Here is a 19,239-nt window from a genome sequence, read left to right on the forward strand (position 1 = left end):
ATCCAAATCCGTGAGTCCTATCCCAATTGTATAGTCAAATTGAATTTTAAGACACGCTTTTAGACCCTGTATAGGTGGGAAATTAGCTATTATTGTTACACATTCATTTATTTGAGTAGTTCTATATTTTTTTGGTTTTATATTAAAATGCTTTGAATTGTTGCTAATCATAATTAATTTCGTGTTAGATCCTATTAATTATATGTCGCTTGATGTGGCTTTATACTACAAAATATAAACTCCGGCCAAAAGGCTAAATTAAATTCCTAAATATATGACAAAATTGTTTCATATTTTTCTAGTTGGAAAATTCTCCCTTGAATTTGAAGAGGATACGAATCAGATCAAACTTAACTATACTAATTTTTCATAAAGTTTATTAAAATATATCATTATGTAATACCCCATAAATAAGGTAAATGGAATACCAATAAAGAGAGTTAAATAATCACTTAAATATGAATTTGTAATGTCCAGGGGAATTAATGAATTAACAAAGGTTTCAAATACTGTTAGGATTGGAATATGAAATAAGTACGTGGAATAAGAACTATCAGCTAGGTTTTTCACTAATTTGGGTAGCTTAAACATACTTTGACGGGGAGTTTTTATTTTGTATAATGTAAATACAAATAATAAAATCAGAAAAAAAATATCATGCTTTATATCTGCAAGATTGTCTGCGTTAATCCCAAAATAAGGAAGTAATAAAAATACAAACAATAAAATAGAGTAAAATAAAGTAATCTTTTTTAAGGATTGTAAGCTTTCTGCAGTAGCACTTAAGATCCCAGCAATAAAGATAAAGTAAAAAACAAATACATTAACATTTATCATATTAAATTCATTTTTCAGAAATAATAAAGGAAAAACTGCAAAAAAAGAATATATCAGCAGACTTTCAATGTTCTTTGAATAACATAGAATTATGGAGAACAAAAGGTAATATAAAAGGATAACACCGACAAACCACCATATAGACAAAGAGTAATTCTCAGAAAAAAAACCTTGAAAGCCTAATACGTTTAAAAGTAACATAAATTTATCTGAATCAATATCATTAGAGCCTAAAACATCAAAGCCTACTCTGTTCATAACACAGATCAAAGCGATGGAAAGCCAATACAAAGGATATATTTTTGTTGCTCTTTTCTTAAAAAAAGAATAAATGTTTCCATAAGTATTAAATTTATTATTTAGTTGCATTAAAAATCCGGAAATAAAGAAAAAAATTGTAAGACCTAATACTGCAAAAGTTCCATCTAGTTTTTCTAATATAGGTAACTTAGTATAACTGTCAATGTGCGCAAAAATTACAAAAATAATTGCCATTGATCTTAGGATGTCAATTTCCTGAAAACGACTTACCACGTTTTTCACCTTTAAATAAAAATTACTTCAAGAGACTACAACCTGAACATCTTCGCAATCTATAGCCTTATATCAAAAGATTGGACTTTATATAAATGTTTCGATTTTAACAACTCCAAAAAAGGTATCCTCTTCAAATTTGATGGGGTTTCAATCACAGGAAAAATATAATAGTTGTTCCATTTCCCCTTATTTTACATTTCGCCCCCCTCTCAAAAATCAGGTGATTTTTTGCGAAAACTGTAAGGATTTATTAGGTCTGTTATGGGCACAAGCTCAACAAAATAAATAATTTTGGTGGAATCCTGCAATTCTCCAAAAACTCCTGGCCAAAATAGTAAAAAATACAACAAAGTTGATTTGTTTTTCAGCAAAATATCATGGGAGATTGAATAATTAATTACGAAGATCGGAAAAAATGAGCACTTAACTGTAAAAATAAAAAAATTAAGTTGCTTTTTTTGGGTGGGGGTCGAAATGCAAAGTTTACTCAAATTCGGATGAAATTTTATGATTATTTTTGAAATTGAAGAAAAACCAGAAAAAATTAAAAAGACTCAAATTTTACGACCAAAATGAAGTTAAGAATAGTGGAAACTGTCAAAGTTAGGATAAAAACAGGAAATACGTACCAGTAATTTTCTAAAGAGTTTATGAAAAAATTTAGTAAAATTTATATTAGCAGGTGAGGAAATTTATACCGGCCAAAATGGGGAAAATTAAATCGGCCTTGACACTGCGGAAAGTCGGATTAATCATATTTTACAGAACTTTCGGGACGCTGCCATCTTTATTGAAATAATTAATGATTTAAATAATCTTTTGTCTTCTTTTGAAAGGAAAAAGACCATAACTATAGTTGTAAACAAAACAATTGAGACTAGGTCAATAAAAAATTGGTTAACTATATTTGCCTTTATATTACCATAAACAAATAGAGCTGCAGTTAGAGATAATTTGAAATACCATTCGTAGTCAATCTTCAGATTAAGTTTTTTGACAACAAAATAAATATTTATAAATGACGCAAAAATTAGGGATAGAGTAGTTGCTAATGCCGCACCCGTAATACCGTATAGAGGAGTGAGTAAAATATAGAACACCACACCTACTACAGCTGAAATTGTAACTTTAACAAATTCTGTATTGGGAAAACCAGCTCCCGCCAAAGATCCAGCTATAGGTTTATTAATGGAACCAAAAATAATCGTTCCAATGAGCAATATCTTAAGTGGGAGTACTGCACTTATAAAATCTGTACCAAATAAAAATACTATAATTGGTTCTGCAAAAATCCATATAGTTAGACCTGCTACGAGTAAAGCTATTGAGGAATACTTCATACTTTTGTCAACCATCTTGTTCAGCCGGTTAATGTCTTTTTTTGCCCAGTAATCAGAAGTTGCAGGATATGATATTTGTTGTATAGCACCGGGTAAAATCCAGAAAAATTCACTCAGAGATAGTGCAACAGAATAATAACCTATGTCTGTAGCCGTTAAAAAATATCCGATTAAAAAAATATCTGCTTTGTAATTTATTATTCCAACAGAATTTGAAAGCAGCATTTTACTCCCAAAAGATGCTAACTTCTTTACATCTTCTACGAAATTATTAATTTTAAAGTCTACAAATCCCTTCATATAAAAGATCGCTATTACAAATCCTATTATTACGGCAAGTATACTTCCAGTTACTACTCCACCTAACCCATATCCCAAAATTAAAAGCGTAATAGTTAAAACAAAATTAATCACATTTTTAAGTGTAGATATATAAGAGTAACACTTCATAGATCGGATTCCATTAAAAAAAGTAAGAATAACTGTGAACATTAAAGAAAAAGGAATTGCAAGTGCGTATATATTTAAAAGAAATCCTAAAGAGGGCATGTCAAAAAAATCCTCTATATAACCTGAGATTGCTATTAAAACAATAATAAAAAATGTTCCCACTAATAACATTGTTACAGTAGCGCTTAAAATCAATGAGGACCTATCTTTTTTATCTTTTAACTCCGATTCATATTTAATAACTGCAGCAGGGACACCAAAAGATGCAATAAGTTCTACGAAGCCTGCAATGACTGTAACCATTGCAAATAAACCAAGTCCTTCGGGACCCAGATACCTAGCTAGAAGGGGCTTCCTTAAAAAATTGAGTGCGTAAGTAAAAAGTGATGCTAAAAGTACGAAACTTGCATCAAAAATAAACTTCTTCTTTGACTGCATAATTTTTTTGACAACTCCTCATTATTTAATTAATGCTGTTTTATCTTGTTTCCACAAATATTTCTTTATCATTCTTTATTTTCGTGTGAAACTGTAAAATAATAAGGCTCTTAGAGCCTATCCGAAAAGTCCCGCTGCTCTGAAAGTTATCCCTGAGCATGCGAAATGAAGCATAGCAAGGTAATTCTCAATTTTCTTTTCCCATCGAATAAGCAGTCTTCTGAATCTATTCATCCAAGAATGCGTCCTTTCTACAATCCACCTTCATATAGTAAATTTTTGAATATTGATCTCACTTGTCAAACTCATTCTGGCTCAAAATGAAGGGTGATTCTCTAAGAGGTTGTCTTAAAATTCAAACCATTTCTGCATTTGGATAATGGGCATTTTTGATTTTAAATTCAGACTGAAAATTTATTACATTGTAATCACTCATTCAATGTATGAAATCAAATACATTAGACATCATAGCTAGAATTTCCACTTTAGGCATCTAACGGTTTAATGCTAACGTTTTCAGTTCAAATGCCGTAAGTCTGTCCCTGTTGTAGAATCAAATTTAATATTAAGACACGCTCTAAGAGTTAGTGAATACTATCATAATTGAGAATGCAATTCAAAATTTTGTATAGATTTCTATGTTAGTTATGACTTTGCAGTTTTTCAGATTATATTGAATCTCTGCAAGGCGTTTTTTGCAACCTTGAACTGTCAGAGTTATCGAAATCTGTCAAATTTAGGATATATTTGGAATCGATGTACTAGTATCTTTGCACTGTTTTAGTTATCAAAATCTGTCAAATTAAGGGGTATTAACAAAGGTCAATTAGTTTCAGACAGTTAGTTGTTGAATTAAAATGATTTTATTTATGTGGACGTTTGCGGAATGTCGGCTTTATGGTCTCTTTTCTTCGGGAGCTTCTCATCAATAAGTTAGTCAACTTCAAGTTCCTGGAAAACTCCAGCTATGAGACCAAGGTGACCTAAAAAGCTTGCACGTTTCACAGCTGCATCAACGCTTATACTACTGTTTTTTGGGCTATTGAATTTCACTAATGTGAAAATATAAAATAAAGTATGTTAAATTATACGTTTACCTGCCGAATGCAGGCTACAAGAATAAAGCCGCAAGATATCGTTTTTGGTCACAAAGTATAAACTCCGGTATAAGTGTTTCAAAACATCAACCACATCAAAATTGACGACCAATGTACTCTTTTACCCAAATCCGTATTTGTTCAAATATATTATATTCCCAATGTATAGGGTGAGTTAACAATAAGATAACCTGCATTTGTTTATCAACCGCCTCAATTGGAGATACTCCATATCTCCATAGCCCATTCTTCGCAGATGCATCTGAAATATAAATATCAACTGAATTGAGAATATCTTTACTATAAGCTTCAGCTAACAATCCAAACTCCTGTATCTCTGAATCTTTAACTAAAATATTATTTGGTAACCCAAGTTTTCTATTTATTGGCTCTCCATGCGATGCAGCAGTGTAAGTTTTGCCAAATAATATATTAAAATTGATGATTTCTTTTTTCAATTCTTCAACACAACTCAAATAATCACATTCTGTAAAATCATTTTTCTTTTTAATTCCCTTTTTTATAGCATATGTTGCTAAAGTTTCATAATGTAAGCCCACTTCACTTCCATACTTACTTATTTCTTCAATTAGTTTTTTGTTTACAGTTAGCCACCTAAAATAAAATGTAGAGTTCACCCCAATTTTTCTTTCGATCTTAAACATTTTGGATGCACCACTTATGGAATAATCAATATCGTGGCGCATAATCAATACTTTCTGATCTGGAACACTTCGATAGTTCATGTACCAGTCAAACAATGATGTTACTGTATATCCGTTTTTAACAGCATGTTTTACAATATTTTCATATTCTTCCCATCGAGGTTTCTGTAAGCTTAGCCACAAAGACATCGATATATTCTTTAATAGTCTTGTACCTTTATTATTCAGATTCATATTTCAACTTCTATTTGGTTGTATAATTTAATTAGTTTCAAACTCTCTTCTTCCCAGCTATACTGTTTTTTAGATATTAATACATTTTTTATCTTCTGTTCGTATATATCTGGATCGATTACTTTTTTTATTGCATTTGCCATGCTTTCAGGATCTCTTGGGTCGAAAACCTCTCCCATTTTCCCATCTATTGCCAACCTTCTCATTTCTGGAAAATTGCTGACCGCAAAAGGAATTCCTGCCATTATAAATTCTCCAACTTTGTTAGGTAATGAAAAATAGTAACTCAAACATATGTTTTGAACAGGGGCAACTCCAATGTCAGCTGAGCTGACATAATCTATTAATACTTCGTGAGGGACAGCATCTAACATTTTCACTTTATTAGAATAACCCTCTTGCTCAATTCTTTTTCGAATTTTATCCTTAAGATAACCATCTCCCATTATAACTACAACCACATCATCCAAGTATTTGCTGCATGTAATAAGTTGTTCTATTCCTCTTCCTTTAAAAACAGCCCCCTGGTACAACACTATCTTTTTATTTTCATCAATAGATAATTCGTCTCTTAGTTTTCTGCTTTTACTCACATTAGAGTATTCTGGAAAGTTAGCCACAACAACTGGATTTTGAATTTTATATTTCTGGGCAAGGTAATCAGAAATTGATTTATTAACGGTAATTACTTTATCTGCTTTTTTTATTAAGAAATTCTCCATGATGAAAATAAACGGTTTTTGAATCCTGCCGCGTGATGAAATAAAATTTCGACTTTCGGTCCAAAGCTCGTGTGAATCATATACTAATTTTTTTCTTTTTATAGATGAGGAGATGTATCCAACTAATAACGTTTCAAAGTCATGTGCGTGATATACGTCTGTATTTTCATTCAATAATATGTGCAATGTATTTATATTATATATTGTGTGATATATTTGTAAAACAAGATGGTCAAGAATTTTTAGAAAAATATTTTTTCTGTTGTATTGGTACACTTGAGAACTAAATGGGTTGATATGTTTAAAGAGTGTTAAATCACTTATTTTAGCTATTTTTACATCTGCATTTGATAATTTTTCAGAATTATTACTTAAATTATCCCCAAAGATAGTTATTGAAACTTGGTGCCCGTTTTCCATCAATGTTTTACATTCCTTTAAGACACGTGAATCTTTTTTTAATTCACCAAATGACCTTTTTAAAATCATACACACTTTCATATTTCACAACCATTTGTTTTTGTAATTATTATCAGATTTATAACTGTTAGATGTTACAATTTTTATTAATTCACTAAAACGTTGCTCCCAAGCCATTTTAGTCATTTTATCTAAGGTAGTATTTTTATCAATCGAAAAGCTTTGAATATTATTAAGAGCATCCGATAAGTTGCTTTCATCCCACTTATCTATATACATGATATTATCATTTAGATCTACATAAGATGCATATTCTGAAATTCCTTCCAATTGTGTTGAAATAATCGGCTTACAAGAAGCTAACGCAGATCCTAGCTTCATAGGCATACATATTTCAAAATAGTCATTAGTCGGATAAGGTATTAGGATAACATCAACATCTCTCAATTTGTGTATAAGATTTTCATGGTCCATTTGACCTAAATATTTAACATTATTTGATTGTGCAATCTCTTCACCATCAGAAGGGCCAACAAGATGTAGTTCCCAATTACTAAAATTTGAAAATATGTTAATGATTTCAGGAATAGCTTTTCCTCTTTTCATACTCCCAAAGTACACAGCTATTTTTTTATTGTTTTCACATTTTATACTTGTAGGTGAGATGCTTAATTCATCTTTACCTATTCCAGGTGGCATAACTATTAAATGTTTATTTTTTAAAGACTTAAAATAATTTGTTAAACCTGGAGCTGCAATGATTATATTATGTGAACAGTATATTAAAAGCGACTCAATTAACCATATTGAACATCTTTGAAAAATCGAATATTTTTTTCCATCTAAATCAAATTGTTGTGCTACAGGAGAATCATGGATAGTTAGTATTAACTTTTTTCTTGAAACCAAAGACATGAAAATGGCAATCAAGGACATTGATCTTCTTGAAGGATAATGAAACCATAAGATTTTATTTTTCAGAAACGAAAGCTTAATAAGCATTTTTAAACTATTAAAACTATCCATATAATATATTTTATTTCCGGCCTGTTTAAGCGCAAGCTGTGAGTAATATTTTCTTACAGTACCCCCATAAGTCATGTTCTTTTTATCTTCAATTTTATTATTATCAAAAAATATTACATTCATAATATACCCACTGACATCACTAACATAATTACCCACATAGAGAATCTATACACTGCTTGAACTTTAAGAATAGTTTTTTATTATTATTTTTCTCTTCAAATATCTTCCTCGAATTTATACCCATTTCATTTTCTAGTGTATCATCTGAAATTATCTTTAATATCGCCTTTGATAACTCCAAACTATTTCCATTGCTCACCATGTATCCGTTTATACCCTCTTTTACCATATCATACCCGGCACCAACTGCATCAGTCGTTATTACAGGCTTTCCAAAAGCCATTGCCTCGTTTACAACTAAACCCCATGGATCATAAATATTATTAATGAATATTGAAGGTAAAATAAAAAGATTGCATGCTTTATAATAAGATCCTTTTTCACTCTCGTTTCCTACAAATCCTTGAAAAAGAATATTTGTAACACCCATTTCTTTGGATAATTCTTTACAGTGATTTTCTAAAGGACCGGTTCCTACGATGATCAAAAAAGCGTTGTCTATCTGTTGATTCACAAGTGATATAGCTTCAATCAAAAACGTCAAGCCTTTTTCTTCAACAAGCCTTCCAACATACAATATAATTTTCTTATTTTGCAAATTGAGTTTTTCCCTGAAATCACCGCTATAAATTTGACTGTAGTCTACAGAGCATTGTGGATGAGTAAAAACCTTATCTTTATCTACCCCGATACCTGCTTGTGCTTGAGCCGCTTTAGTTCCCGTAGCTATAACTGCATCAGAATGTCTTGATATAAAAAAAGTAATGGAGTTTAGGATTTTTCTTGTAGTGGATGTATTCTCCCAGTGCCAGAATTCCGTCCAGTATATAAATTTTTTACGAGTTAATTTTGCAATTGGCCAGCAGATGTACCAGCTATTGGATACTAAAAAAACATCATATTTTCCAAAAAGTAATTCCTTTATTAATTTGGGGTACATTCCAATATCGCGATTTCTTATTAAATACTTTGTCCTTAATATTTTATGTTTCCAGCCAGGAGGATTTAAATGCTTTTCCTTAACGTTTGCTTGCCCTCTTCCTTGCTTTGTAAAAATAAAGGTGATGTCGTATTCAGAGTTAAGCATCTCAAATAATTCTATTCTATAATCCATAAGTGCAGGATGAATAAAACCGATTTTTATGTTTTTGTTCATAATGTACCCCAATCTTCAGTTGATATGTTTTCCAAGGAGATCAGTACTTCTTCATTTATCAGTCTATTATCCATATGCTAATCCCTCCATCATCAAATATGGAACTCTTTTTTGATCTAATAGATTGAATTCCACGTCCTGAATTCGTTGACGGCATTATAAAGTAGGATAAATCGTAAGACTTCAAAATTGGTTTCACTCCTTTATAATCAATATCATTTTCCAACATCCACCTTGTTTTTCCTTGAATATCTACACTATTTTCAGCTAAATAGGGTCCATTGAAGTAAAAACTTGATGATGTTGGACTTACTTCACTTACTTCTATTTGTGATCCATTTATGAAACCATAAGCTAAATCTGATGTCCCAGCTAGTGGCATTATCGGGTGTCCATCTGATGCAACGAAAAGTCGGTTTGATTCACCAATCCCGAAACCATATTTATTTTGTGGGATATATTCATTTGACCAGACGCTTGCAGAATAAGTAGAGTCTTTCATAAACCAGTTGTAATCCGAAATCCTGTTCGTTCGTTCATGGTTATAATATGATGAAAAAACTGTAGATGACAGTATCAAAAATACAACAAACACTTTATAAGTAGTAGATTTAACGGATGCATCTAATAGATTTCGAAAAGCAATTGATATAAAAATAATTAGATATAATAATAGAACATAAGTTCCGTAAGTAGGGTTATAATTAAAAGGAATTAATATAAGTATTAATATTAAGAAATACCACTCTTTTAATATTTTATTTTTCTTAAATGCTAAATAGATAATCCCAGAAGCTGCAAAAAAGATTAATGGTCCAATAAACCGCGTGTTTATTGTAAGCATGCTAATAATCCAGCCATATCTTGATCCAGCTTTTATCATCGATCCATCTATAAAAGGTATTAAAAAAACGATCGATAATCCGAAAAGGTAGAGATAATTAAAATTAAAGTTAATATGTATGGGCATTGTTTTCTGTGAAAATGCTTTTGAAAATAATGTTAAAAATACATATATAATTGTAAGAGGGAATAAGAAATAAAAAAAGTTGTGTGTCGTAGCAAGAAATACTCCAATCATTAATACAAGAATCGAACTTTTTAAGTATTCAATCTTACTCAATAAGGCGAATAAAAATAAAGGAAGTAAAACCATGAACAGTCCTCTTGAGCTTGGTTCCCATGTAGTGAAAACCAATATTCCCTGAGAAGTGGAGAATAGAAATGCCGTTACGTATTTAAACAAAAAATCATCGTAAATATGTCCTGCTAATACATATGTTGTAAATACGCTAAATAAACCTATAAGTATTGAATAAAGTAATATCGATTTCTCCATATGTATGCCAGTTAAGCCAATAATCTGTGAAAATCCTGAAAGAGAAAAAGGTAAAGCACTAGCATATGAATAAGGATATAGTCCAGCAACTGAAAGCCAATTTATCCACCAGTTTGCTTGTCCAAAAGTAGTAATTGAATTAGCCAAGGAATGTATAAAAAATGAGTCAAATCCTTTTTCATGAGGAATTGAAGGAATCCTTATTACTATGTTTTGTATTAATAGCAATGCAAGCATAACTATTTTGTTTTTCTTTGAAACTTCAACTTTGAGCATAGTATATTCCTCAGCCTTTTGTCATAGTAATTAAGAACTTCTTTATCATCTATTCGGGGGCTTTTTTTCAGATAACTTGCAAAGTACCCATAGATATACGCAATTCCAATACCAGTTTTAAAATAACCCTTTCTACTATAGAAAAGACTCATTCCTTTTAGCAAAACATGCGATCGTGTGTATCCTATGAAATAATTGTTAGAGCCCAGCTTTTTATATCCTATCCACTGTCCTTGAGCACTCGCATATGGCCTGGTCGAAACTGCATTAATACTCTCATACTGTCTTGTATCCCAACCTTTTATTTTTGCTTTAACATTTGAAACGCTATCTGGGCTACACGTTAGAAGATACCTGTCTGTTTCTTCGAAACATTCTTTTCTCCATAGACGTGCGCCTCCGCTAGGCAAATCGCTTCTGAAGTTGCTCCATAGAATTTTCCCATCCACAATATTTCCTATGTGACCGCTGCAAATTCCAAGCTTAGAGTTTTTTACGAATTCAGACATTAGAGCTTCAAAATAATTAGTTTCGAGAATTATATCTGCATCAACAACTCCAATATACACATAATTAATTCCATGATCTAGACAATACCGGATAGCGTAATCAAATCCTTGTCTATATACATGAGCAACATGTATTCCTAGGTCTCTAGGTGCTTCATTTAGCCTGATAGTTTTTATCCAATTATACTTTTCAGTTATTTCCTTTAATGTATTTGGTGTTTTATCTGTGCTTCCATCATCTACAATTACCCAAAGCTTAGGCTGTATAGTTTGATTAACAACTGACTCTATGAGTTTTGGTAGACTTTCTTCTTCATTTTTGCACGGTGTTACAAGTGTATAGTCTGTCATAGCCATAGACTATCATCCATTCTTATTACTTCAAAACATTCGGCGTATTTGTATCCCATCGCCCAACCGTAATTTTTTGCCATAGCATTTATACACTCGATTAGCTTTTCACCACCGAACTTTTCATACTGGCTGCTGTAAGCTCTTATTGCATTCAGTTTAATTTCTATAGTTTCTGTTATGTCAACAAAAAACTGAGGTCTAAAAGCAAAAACATTCGGACGGTAAGGCAACGGCGAACCACTCAGCAAATTTTTAACCCTTCCTTGACGACAGACTGCAAACATTATTTCTGATGCAGCTTTGTGGTCTTGATGGGAGTCAAAAGGATGATGGGAAATACAAACATCAGGTTTTATTTTATCTACTAATTTGTCTACCTTGGAAATAATTTCTCCATTGGTTTTTAACTCAGTATCTTGATAATCGAAAAATATAACCTCTTTTATCCCCAAAATATCTGCTACTTCTTTAGCTTCATCTCTTCTTTGTTTTACTGAAATACTAACTCTGTCTTTATATCCAGAAGTTAAAATGAGATGGTATACGTCGTACCCGTTTCTTGCAAACTTTGCAATCGTGCCTCCAGACTCAAGTTCCATGTCATCTGGATGGGCACTTACTGCAAGGATTTTTTTCATTGTAATAACCTCTGATAAATATAATTTTCATTTTCTGAATATGCACGTTTAAATCCTGACTTTTCATAAAAATTATGGGCGGTAGCATTGTCTGTTTTTACTTTCAACGTAATACTATTCAGCTTGTGGTTTGTGGAATTAATCACCTTTGTGATCAACTGTGTTCCTACTCCCATATTTTGGAATTCCTTTCTTACAGCAAATCTATGAATATGCAATGTACGTTCATTTTTTATAGAACATATTATAAATCCAGCAACAGTATCTTCTCTTAAAGCAACATAACTGTTATCCCATTTCCCATTAAGCTCTACCAAAAAGTTTTCATGTCTCCAGCGTTCATTAATTTTTATGACTGAGTCTATTTCTATCAATTCTTCTATATTTTCGAGTAATATTTCTTTTGTTAATTTTATTATATTCATTATGGGATTCTCCCATCATTAAATAATGAATCAATAGCAGACATATTTGGCTCAAATCCATTATACTGCTGTTGATAAGCTGGATGTTTGAACTCTTGAAAAGTCACATGGATATTTTTTTCCTCAAATAACTGGTGTTCAAGGTAATTTTTTCCCATGGGTCCTGATAAGTAAACATCCCCCTCAACTGCGCTTACAAGATCAACGAGTTTCTCGGTGGATTTTGAATTGAATCCGAATTCACTGGAATAGATTATCTCCGTAGCAATGTCAAATGATTTCATCAGAAATTCTATTAGTTCCATGTTAATATCGATAAGCACGTCGTATTGTTGTTCATAGATCCGCTGAATATCTTTTTCATACTTTGGATAATAGGGAGCTTTTCTATAGTTGTCGTGGATTTCTTTGAAATGTGCTTCCTGCCAGTTCATACCACTTATTTTTACATTATTTTTTATTTTTATTTGATTAATTGGTATATGCTTTTTTTCAACTGGAACAGTGAGCCACTCCCACCCATGGTGTATCCTTATCCGGTTTCTGTGTTGAAAATCTCCTTTACTAAACTGGGCATCATCATAGATAATAAATACATCAGACTTCTTCAGCTTATCAACAAAACCCATATATGGCAAATAATTCGGTTGATGTATTCCCACTATCATTTTTCCAACACATTCCTACTTTTATTTCTAAATTATCTATATTTTTATTTTAACTACTACATAGGACTTACGCAGTTGAACAAAAAAACCAGTGGCATTAGACACAAAACTGTCTCAATCACAATCATGTTGACGAGTTCGCATGTGCCTGATTTTACTCTTCAAGTGCGTAAGTCCTATACTACATTTAAATTTGCGAACTTATATTACATATTTGGGAGAATTTTCAAAGAAATATTTGAGTCTAATTTATTCATATTTTCAATAGTCTCAACCATAAACTCAACAACATCTACTTTTTCGCTCAACATTTTATCTCGCTTGAGATGCCATGCATTTTTACTGGATTTATCCTCTAAGATTTCAATTGCTTTCTGCAGTCCTTCATCCCTTTTTTGAAGTGTGTACACAAGTCCGTAGTTTTGCTCCAGTTCGTTCAAGTACCCTCTCTGGGTACTGGATACATAAATTGAAGGTACGCCCAGAATAGCTGCTTCCGAAGCCATTGTAGCACCTTCTCCGATGCACAGGGATGAATACGAGATTAAATCGTGCAGATTTTTTGGGTTAATCTTTAACTGGTGGTCTCTTATTGTCTGCCATTGGGTGGTTTCGGAAGAAATTATTACTTTTCCGTATTTTTCAAGTTGATTTACGTATTCCCGCAGGTCTTCTTCAGTTTTAAAGTTCAGTCCTGTCGCGTTTATGTCATGGTGTGCAGCCAGAGCTGATAAGCGGAGAATTATATATTCATCCAGACCATACTTTTTCGGGATTTCCGGATTTGGCTTGAAATATTTGGGGTGCAAGTATGCTAATTCGTAATATCCGTTAAAACGTTCCTGCTTTGGCCCAAGATCAGTATAAAAGCTTGAAGATGTGTATATTTTATTGGTAAAAGGAAGCATTAATTTTATAGCAGGTACTGCGATTTCGGTATCTATATATGCTAGGTGTGGCTTTCCAAGCAATCGGCTAACGTGGGCGGCATATGGCGATCCTAAACTTATGAATATGTCCGGCTTATATTTTCTTGCAATGTCGTATAGCCATAAGTCTTTGTGTACAATTCCAAATGCTTTTCCAATGATATTTTTGTAATGTGGTCCGAATTCAAACCGAAATCCATATTCTTCTAATATTTTTTTAATATTCTCTTTAGCCCTCCCTACTATTTTGATTTCATGACCATGGTTTTCAAGTGAAAATATCACATTTTTGAACACATTAACGTCTTTTGGGTGCCCGATATCAATTATTATTTTCAAGAGACCACCACATCATTTATTTTCTTTGCAGGGACTCCTGCTACAATCGTATATGGCTCAACGTCTTCTTTTACCACTGCTCCTGCACCCACAACTGATCCTTCACCTATAGTTACATTTGGAAAAATAATGGAGCCAGCGCCAATCCAAGCATCATGTTTTATCTTAATCGGACCTTTTTCTGTTTTTACATGTTGTCTAATTTTTGAAAAATTAGGTTCTGAGGACGTAATAAGAATAACTCCTGGGGCTACAGCTACTCTATCCCCAATAAAAAGATTATCTTTGTCTGCAAGTTCATCGACTATTATAATCCTTTCTCCAATGTACACATCTTTACCAATGTTGTAACCGCATGATCTTAATAATGCGATCCTGAATTTGTTTATTGGCAAGGTTGGTGCAATCATTTTTAGGATTCTTTTGATTATTGTTCTTAATGAAGGCATGCTTTAACAATCTCTGAGATCATTTCCAATTCATTTTTTTTTAATGTGTAATAATTGGGCACAACAAGTACTTTTTCAGACACTTTCTCGGTATCTGGACAATTATTTTTGTACCCATAAAGAGACTTTGCAATTAGTGGAGTGTTGCTAAACATTTTAGCTGTATCCACACCTTTTTTACGAAGACTATTACTCACTTTATCTCTTGTTGATTCATCTTTAAACTGGATTGGAAACAAAAAACAATTGCAATAAGTGTGAGGTTTTTCGAAAGGTAATTTTAATTGTGAACCTGAGTCCTTCAACTTCTTTAGTAAATATATTGAGTTTTCTCTTTGTTTTTCTACATTTTCTTCGAAAATTTGTATTTTTTCTGTAATAGTATGTAAATCCGTGTTTCTTATTTTTGTTTTTGGGAAGGAGTATTTGTTCATGATATCAATTTTTTTCTCGACCAGAGATCCTATTGGTAGAGCGAATGAACCAAACCAGGGCCTGTGGTAAAGAGTCGAGCGCATGTATGTTGTTAAAGTGTGTTTGATTTCGTTTGCTATCGACAGTTTCGGCAGTTTTTCGATTTCATTTCTGATTCTTAAAGCAAGATCTGGATCATTTGCGGTTATCATCCCGCCTTCTCCCGCAGAAAGGTATTTTCCAGATCGAAATGAGAAGAAACCAGCTGTTGATTTTGTGCCAAGTAATTCTCCATGAAGCTTACTGAGCAAAGCATGGGCGCAATCTTCAATCAGGGGTCTTTCACCGGTTATTTTCAGGATCCTGTCAAGATCCGAGACTCTTCCGAAAGTGTGGACTGCGATTACCGCTTCAACTTCCTCGATTCTCTCTTCTAGGCTCTCTGGGCTGAGGGTATAATTCTCAGGATCTATATCAAGAAAATGAGGTTTGTAACCCGCGTGCAATATCGCATCAAAATCGCTTGGGCATGTATACAACGGCACACCTATCTTTGAATTTGGTGGCAATTGTAGTGCTTTCAGTATCACATAAAGGGATGTTCTTCCACTATTGGTAAACCCTATGGATGAATTGCAAAATAGTTCTTCTAGTTGTGTAATATCCGCTTCAGAATTAAGGTTCATTAGAGAATGTACGAAATCTTTCGTATCATAGTCTATGTTAAACCGCGGAATCAACATTGGATTTGGCCTAATGAAATTCATCCCCGTCGTTCTCGAATTGAATGATTCTTTTTGAATAGTTACGCTTTTATGTTCATATATTTCCCAACTGTTTTGTATATTTTTAGCCCTGATTTCATAATTTCTTCTCTACTTTTATTATGAACTTTCTTATATCTCCCGTAGTTAACCTCTTCACCCCCAAACCTCTTTTTGAACTCCCTTACCCCATAAGGCTTGTCCGGGTGGCCTGCCCCTCCGAAATCAAACACCTTTTCTTTTCCGGCATACTCACGCAGCATGTGCCACACGACTGCTTCATTCACGTAATTTATTTCCTGTTTTGAGCCTGCATACCAGTCATGCACCATGCCTTTGTACTTCAAAACTACCCTCGACCCTACCACTTCGCCATCTAAATTGGCAAGGTAGAAATCGACAAAACCGGTACCAACGAATTTTTCGTATACACTCTCAAGAAGAGAAATATCGGCAAGAGGCAACCTTACATTTTTGTAGGTTTCCTCAATTTGCCTGTAACAGTCTTTTATCTCTGTTTTATCTTCGATTTTTCTTATCTGGATCCCAATTTTTTCAGCTCTGTTGATCCCTTTTCGGCGAGGTTTGTGGATGTCTTTCCAGATATCTTCTATTGAGCGGTCAAGGTTAATCAGATAATTTAAGTGCGGTTCATACTGGTATCCGAGGGGTTCTAAGGTGTTTCTGGCGTTTTCCATGTTCCATACATTGCGCATCTGGGTGTAGATTGCTCTGTTTTGAAGAACCTGTTCATAATAATTGAGTAATTGTGTAACCGCTTCAAATCCTTTTTTATCTTCTATAAAAATTGGGCCGCCATTGATTATTGACCTTGAGGAAATTGAGCCTATCAGTCCAGTGGCATCCCGGATGATTACTGCCAGGGTAACTGCCATTATTTCTAGGCTTTCCGAATCTACGGCAGCTAGGGAAATAGGCTCATAATTTTTGGTTGAGCTATATACGTCTGCCATATAACTAGTCTGAAAAATGTTCCCCTTCGGATGATTGAATACAAACTCATCCCATTTTTCCCGATCGATTGAATCTTTAATTTCAATCATCATTAAACTCCGTAATTCCTGCTTTTTTGAACCCTATTCCTGTACCACACAATCCCCGCCTTCCCAACATTTTTCATATTCTGGAATGCCAGCTCCTTGGTCCATCCCCCAAAATCATCACACCACCTGTTAGGGTGCACAAGCAGGCATATGCGGGAAATTTTTTCGCTCCGGATCAATTGTATGACGTCATAGGTAGAATATATGGTCTTAAGGTCAGAGCATGCTGCATTTAGTCCTGCCCTTTCAATAGTATCTTTTACTCTGATGTTCAAATCAGCCCAGGTCCTGCCCGTGTCCGTAAGGTAGAGGACTTTGTTGTAATCAATTGAAAGGTAGGGCTCTCCCATAATCCCGAAATCTTTGAAATCATACTCCTGCCACAAATCCCGGTTTGACCATGACTTGAGGGGGTTTCCGTGCATGCAGACCGTTTTTATTTCGGTAACGTTTTCGGTAACTTTCCTGAGGTCTTCGAGTTCCTCTTTGAAGATTTCGATTGCTTTTTTTGGGTCCCCGTTTGCCTTGTCCATAACTTCGTAGTGAAAGCCTATCTCGTGGCCCATTTCTGCCATCTGGCGAATGATCTCGGGCTTGAAAGTTTCCTCGACGTGCCGGAAATAATAGGTTGAGTTTATCCCGTAGCCGTGCTCAAGTTTCGCCATTTCCAGGTTCCGGTTTACTGCCCGGTCCACGTCATGCCGCAGGATAACGCACTTTTCGGGTTCAAATTTTAGGAAATCCTGCACAGTGCAGGTAGAATAATTTGTGTTTTTGATAGCCTGCAACAGGCATTCGTACTTCTTTAAAGTGAAATCCCTCAAAATTTTCCCCCAAACCATTCCATTTTGCAGAAGAGTTACAGTTTATTTTCCTTCGGGTTGAAAATGCCCCTTGTAAAATATGCCCCCAAGGAAATAAACATGAATTGCCTCTTTTTTGCAAATTTTTATTTTTTTATATTCTTTTTATGTCTGAATTTGTTTATTTAGTTTGTGATTTTCTTCTATATATTGTTTTGTCTGTACACTCATTTTCAGGAATTTTTTAGTTAAGGCTTTTTCAGGTTTTAGGATTTCAACTCCTTCTAGTCTGGAGGAAAATTTAAAAGAATTCATATAAAATAAAGTAGATTAGTATAACTGAGGGCTTGTAATGGGGAAAGAAAACAAAAACCTGATACTTATTTTGCTTGTGCTCGCACTGTTTACAGGAATGGCAGTTGAAATCAGTGAGGGCTCAACTGTTATTGGGGTGATTCTGTTCCTTGTTTCTGTATTTTTACTGACCAGAATTAACTTTAAGAATCTGGGCGGTTCAGGTATCCTTAAAAATTCAAAAAGTTACTTTGTTGCGGGGACTTTCATAGTAGCTGCTGACCTTATCTACAATTTCAAAAATGGAAGTGAGCTTGGAACTCTGGATGTCATGACAGTATTCTTTGGGGCTTCCCTGGCTGGCAGTCAGCTGCAGAACCCTCAAATAAATAGGATCTCCAGGTTTGGGGCATATATTTCATCCGTTTTTGTCGTCCTTTACCTGATTTTCTACACCATGTTTGCCTACTTTAACATTGATTTCATGCATAAGTTTGACCACTACCTCATACTCCTGCCCACCGTGAGCCTGTTAAACCTGGCGGGAATCCCTCTTGAAGTAATAGGTACGGAGACCGTTCGAATAAGCGGTGTTGAGGAAATTGTTCTGGTTATCGGGGGCCCCTGCTCCGGACTGTATTCCATGTTCCTTTTAATCGGAATCGTTTTGGGGTATAGCAGGATTGAAAAACTGAATACGAACAAAACCTTCATGATGTTTGGGCTTTGTGTGCTTGTTGCCTATATTTCAAACCTGTTCAGGGTCATAGTCCTTTATTTCACGGCCTATACATACGGGCAGGAGGCAATGATGGTGGTCCACACGCATCTCGGATGGATCATATTTGCAGCCGTTGCAGCTCTCTTAATGTATTTCATAGAGCGGAAAAAGTAAGGTTGAAAAAAGCTCCAAAGCCTTTTACAATTTC

17 protein-coding genes and 1 pseudogene are annotated in these 19,239 nt (G+C 33.9%); 1 reads left to right on the forward strand and 17 read right to left on the reverse strand.

All coding sequences use genetic code 11. From position 1 onward, the window contains the following. Positions 1–354 precede the first annotated feature (354 nt). From FTO70_RS07455 to FTO70_RS07535, 17 genes and pseudogenes are all read right to left on the reverse strand, one after another. Positions 355–1,371 carry an acyltransferase gene (locus tag FTO70_RS07455; RefSeq protein WP_255335116.1) on the reverse strand — a complete coding sequence of 339 codons (1,017 nt, stop codon included), beginning with the start codon at positions 1,369–1,371 and terminating at the stop codon, positions 355–357. A 755-nt stretch (positions 1,372–2,126) separates the two neighbouring features. Continuing rightward, complete coding sequence (locus FTO70_RS07460) at positions 2,127–3,602, reverse strand: flippase (protein WP_255335117.1); 1,476 nt, start codon at positions 3,600–3,602, stop codon at positions 2,127–2,129. 117 nt (positions 3,603–3,719) lie between these two features. Continuing rightward, positions 3,720–3,866 (reverse strand): annotated as a pseudogene (locus FTO70_RS07465) (IS5/IS1182 family transposase); the annotation flags it as partial. Positions 3,867–4,794: 928 nt separating this feature from the next. Beyond that, positions 4,795–5,598, reverse strand: coding sequence for a hypothetical protein (locus FTO70_RS07470; protein WP_255335118.1), 804 nt, complete (start codon positions 5,596–5,598; stop codon positions 4,795–4,797). After that, entirely contained in the window at positions 5,595–6,821 is a 1,227-nt protein-coding gene (locus FTO70_RS07475) for a glycosyltransferase (protein WP_255335119.1), read from the reverse strand. The genes FTO70_RS07470 and FTO70_RS07475 overlap by 4 nt, the downstream gene beginning before the upstream one ends. A gap of 3 nt (positions 6,822–6,824) precedes the next feature. Then, positions 6,825–7,889, reverse strand: a complete 1,065-nt coding sequence (locus FTO70_RS07480; RefSeq protein ID WP_255335120.1) for a glycosyltransferase — start codon at positions 7,887–7,889, stop codon at positions 6,825–6,827. A 28-nt stretch (positions 7,890–7,917) separates the two neighbouring features. Next, a complete protein-coding gene (locus FTO70_RS07485; protein WP_255335121.1) occupies positions 7,918–9,045 on the reverse strand; it encodes a glycosyltransferase family 4 protein in 1,128 nt (375 codons plus the stop codon). A 58-nt stretch (positions 9,046–9,103) separates the two neighbouring features. After that, complete coding sequence (locus tag FTO70_RS07490; RefSeq protein WP_255335122.1) at positions 9,104–10,660, reverse strand: hypothetical protein; 1,557 nt, start codon at positions 10,658–10,660, stop codon at positions 9,104–9,106. Next, on the reverse strand, positions 10,624–11,520 hold the full coding sequence (locus tag FTO70_RS07495; RefSeq protein WP_255335123.1) for a glycosyltransferase family 2 protein: 897 nt from the start codon (positions 11,518–11,520) through the stop codon (positions 10,624–10,626). The genes FTO70_RS07490 and FTO70_RS07495 overlap by 37 nt, the downstream gene beginning before the upstream one ends. Further along, positions 11,517–12,161 (reverse strand): PIG-L deacetylase family protein, encoded by a 645-nt coding sequence (locus tag FTO70_RS07500; protein ID WP_255335124.1) that lies wholly within the window; start codon positions 12,159–12,161, stop codon positions 11,517–11,519. Before FTO70_RS07500 ends, FTO70_RS07495 begins: the two co-directional genes overlap by 4 nt. Continuing rightward, entirely contained in the window at positions 12,158–12,586 is a 429-nt protein-coding gene (locus tag FTO70_RS07505; protein ID WP_255335125.1) for a GNAT family N-acetyltransferase, read from the reverse strand. The genes FTO70_RS07500 and FTO70_RS07505 overlap by 4 nt, the downstream gene beginning before the upstream one ends. Then, positions 12,586–13,254 (reverse strand): WbqC family protein, encoded by a 669-nt coding sequence (locus tag FTO70_RS07510; protein WP_255335126.1) that lies wholly within the window; start codon positions 13,252–13,254, stop codon positions 12,586–12,588. The genes FTO70_RS07505 and FTO70_RS07510 overlap by 1 nt, the downstream gene beginning before the upstream one ends. 206 nt (positions 13,255–13,460) lie before the next feature. Then, on the reverse strand, positions 13,461–14,522 hold the full coding sequence (locus FTO70_RS07515) for a DUF354 domain-containing protein (RefSeq protein WP_255335127.1): 1,062 nt from the start codon (positions 14,520–14,522) through the stop codon (positions 13,461–13,463). Beyond that, positions 14,519–14,971, reverse strand: coding sequence for an acyltransferase (locus FTO70_RS07520; RefSeq protein WP_255335128.1), 453 nt, complete (start codon positions 14,969–14,971; stop codon positions 14,519–14,521). The genes FTO70_RS07515 and FTO70_RS07520 overlap by 4 nt, the downstream gene beginning before the upstream one ends. Beyond that, on the reverse strand, positions 14,959–16,071 hold the full coding sequence (locus FTO70_RS07525) for a DegT/DnrJ/EryC1/StrS aminotransferase family protein (protein ID WP_255335129.1): 1,113 nt from the start codon (positions 16,069–16,071) through the stop codon (positions 14,959–14,961). The genes FTO70_RS07520 and FTO70_RS07525 overlap by 13 nt, the downstream gene beginning before the upstream one ends. Positions 16,072–16,190: 119 nt before the next feature. Then, positions 16,191–17,213 (reverse strand): GNAT family N-acetyltransferase, encoded by a 1,023-nt coding sequence (locus tag FTO70_RS07530; RefSeq protein WP_255335130.1) that lies wholly within the window; start codon positions 17,211–17,213, stop codon positions 16,191–16,193. 2 nt (positions 17,214–17,215) lie between these two features. Then, entirely contained in the window at positions 17,216–18,037 is an 822-nt protein-coding gene (locus FTO70_RS07535; RefSeq protein ID WP_255335131.1) for a hypothetical protein, read from the reverse strand. 331 nt (positions 18,038–18,368) lie between these two features. Here FTO70_RS07535 and artC point away from each other — a divergent pair, with 331 nt between their 5' ends. After that, positions 18,369–19,205: an archaeosortase C gene (artC, locus tag FTO70_RS07540; protein ID WP_255335132.1), complete on the forward strand. Its 837-nt coding sequence runs from the start codon at positions 18,369–18,371 to the stop codon at positions 19,203–19,205. Positions 19,206–19,239 lie beyond the last annotated feature (34 nt).

Source organism: Methanosarcina sp. KYL-1 (assembly GCF_024372725.1).
In the GTDB taxonomy this organism is placed as follows: Archaea; Halobacteriota; Methanosarcinia; order Methanosarcinales; family Methanosarcinaceae; genus Methanosarcina.

What these genes read in the sequence shown, in the direction of transcription:
- FTO70_RS07500 (WP_255335124.1), bottom strand. Translation starts at nt 12,161, where the DNA reads ATGAAAAAAATCCTTGCAGTAAGTGCCCATCCAGATGACATGGAACTT.
- FTO70_RS07480 (WP_255335120.1), bottom strand. Translation starts at nt 7,889, where the DNA reads ATGAATGTAATATTTTTTGATAATAATAAAATTGAAGATAAAAAGAAC.
- FTO70_RS07460 (WP_255335117.1), bottom strand. Translation starts at nt 3,602, where the DNA reads ATGCAGTCAAAGAAGAAGTTTATTTTTGATGCAAGTTTCGTACTTTTA.
- FTO70_RS07495 (WP_255335123.1), bottom strand. Translation starts at nt 11,520, where the DNA reads ATGACAGACTATACACTTGTAACACCGTGCAAAAATGAAGAAGAAAGT.
- FTO70_RS07520 (WP_255335128.1), bottom strand. Translation starts at nt 14,971, where the DNA reads ATGCCTTCATTAAGAACAATAATCAAAAGAATCCTAAAAATGATTGCA.
- FTO70_RS07470 (WP_255335118.1), bottom strand. Translation starts at nt 5,598, where the DNA reads ATGAATCTGAATAATAAAGGTACAAGACTATTAAAGAATATATCGATG.
- FTO70_RS07530 (WP_255335130.1), bottom strand. Translation starts at nt 17,213, where the DNA reads ATGATTGAAATTAAAGATTCAATCGATCGGGAAAAATGGGATGAGTTT.
- FTO70_RS07525 (WP_255335129.1), bottom strand. Translation starts at nt 16,071, where the DNA reads ATGAACCTTAATTCTGAAGCGGATATTACACAACTAGAAGAACTATTT.
- FTO70_RS07475 (WP_255335119.1), bottom strand. Translation starts at nt 6,821, where the DNA reads ATGAAAGTGTGTATGATTTTAAAAAGGTCATTTGGTGAATTAAAAAAA.
- FTO70_RS07485 (WP_255335121.1), bottom strand. Translation starts at nt 9,045, where the DNA reads ATGAACAAAAACATAAAAATCGGTTTTATTCATCCTGCACTTATGGAT.
- artC (WP_255335132.1), top strand. Translation starts at nt 18,369, where the DNA reads ATGGGGAAAGAAAACAAAAACCTGATACTTATTTTGCTTGTGCTCGCA.
- FTO70_RS07510 (WP_255335126.1), bottom strand. Translation starts at nt 13,254, where the DNA reads ATGATAGTGGGAATACATCAACCGAATTATTTGCCATATATGGGTTTT.
- FTO70_RS07490 (WP_255335122.1), bottom strand. Translation starts at nt 10,660, where the DNA reads ATGCTCAAAGTTGAAGTTTCAAAGAAAAACAAAATAGTTATGCTTGCA.
- FTO70_RS07505 (WP_255335125.1), bottom strand. Translation starts at nt 12,586, where the DNA reads ATGAATATAATAAAATTAACAAAAGAAATATTACTCGAAAATATAGAA.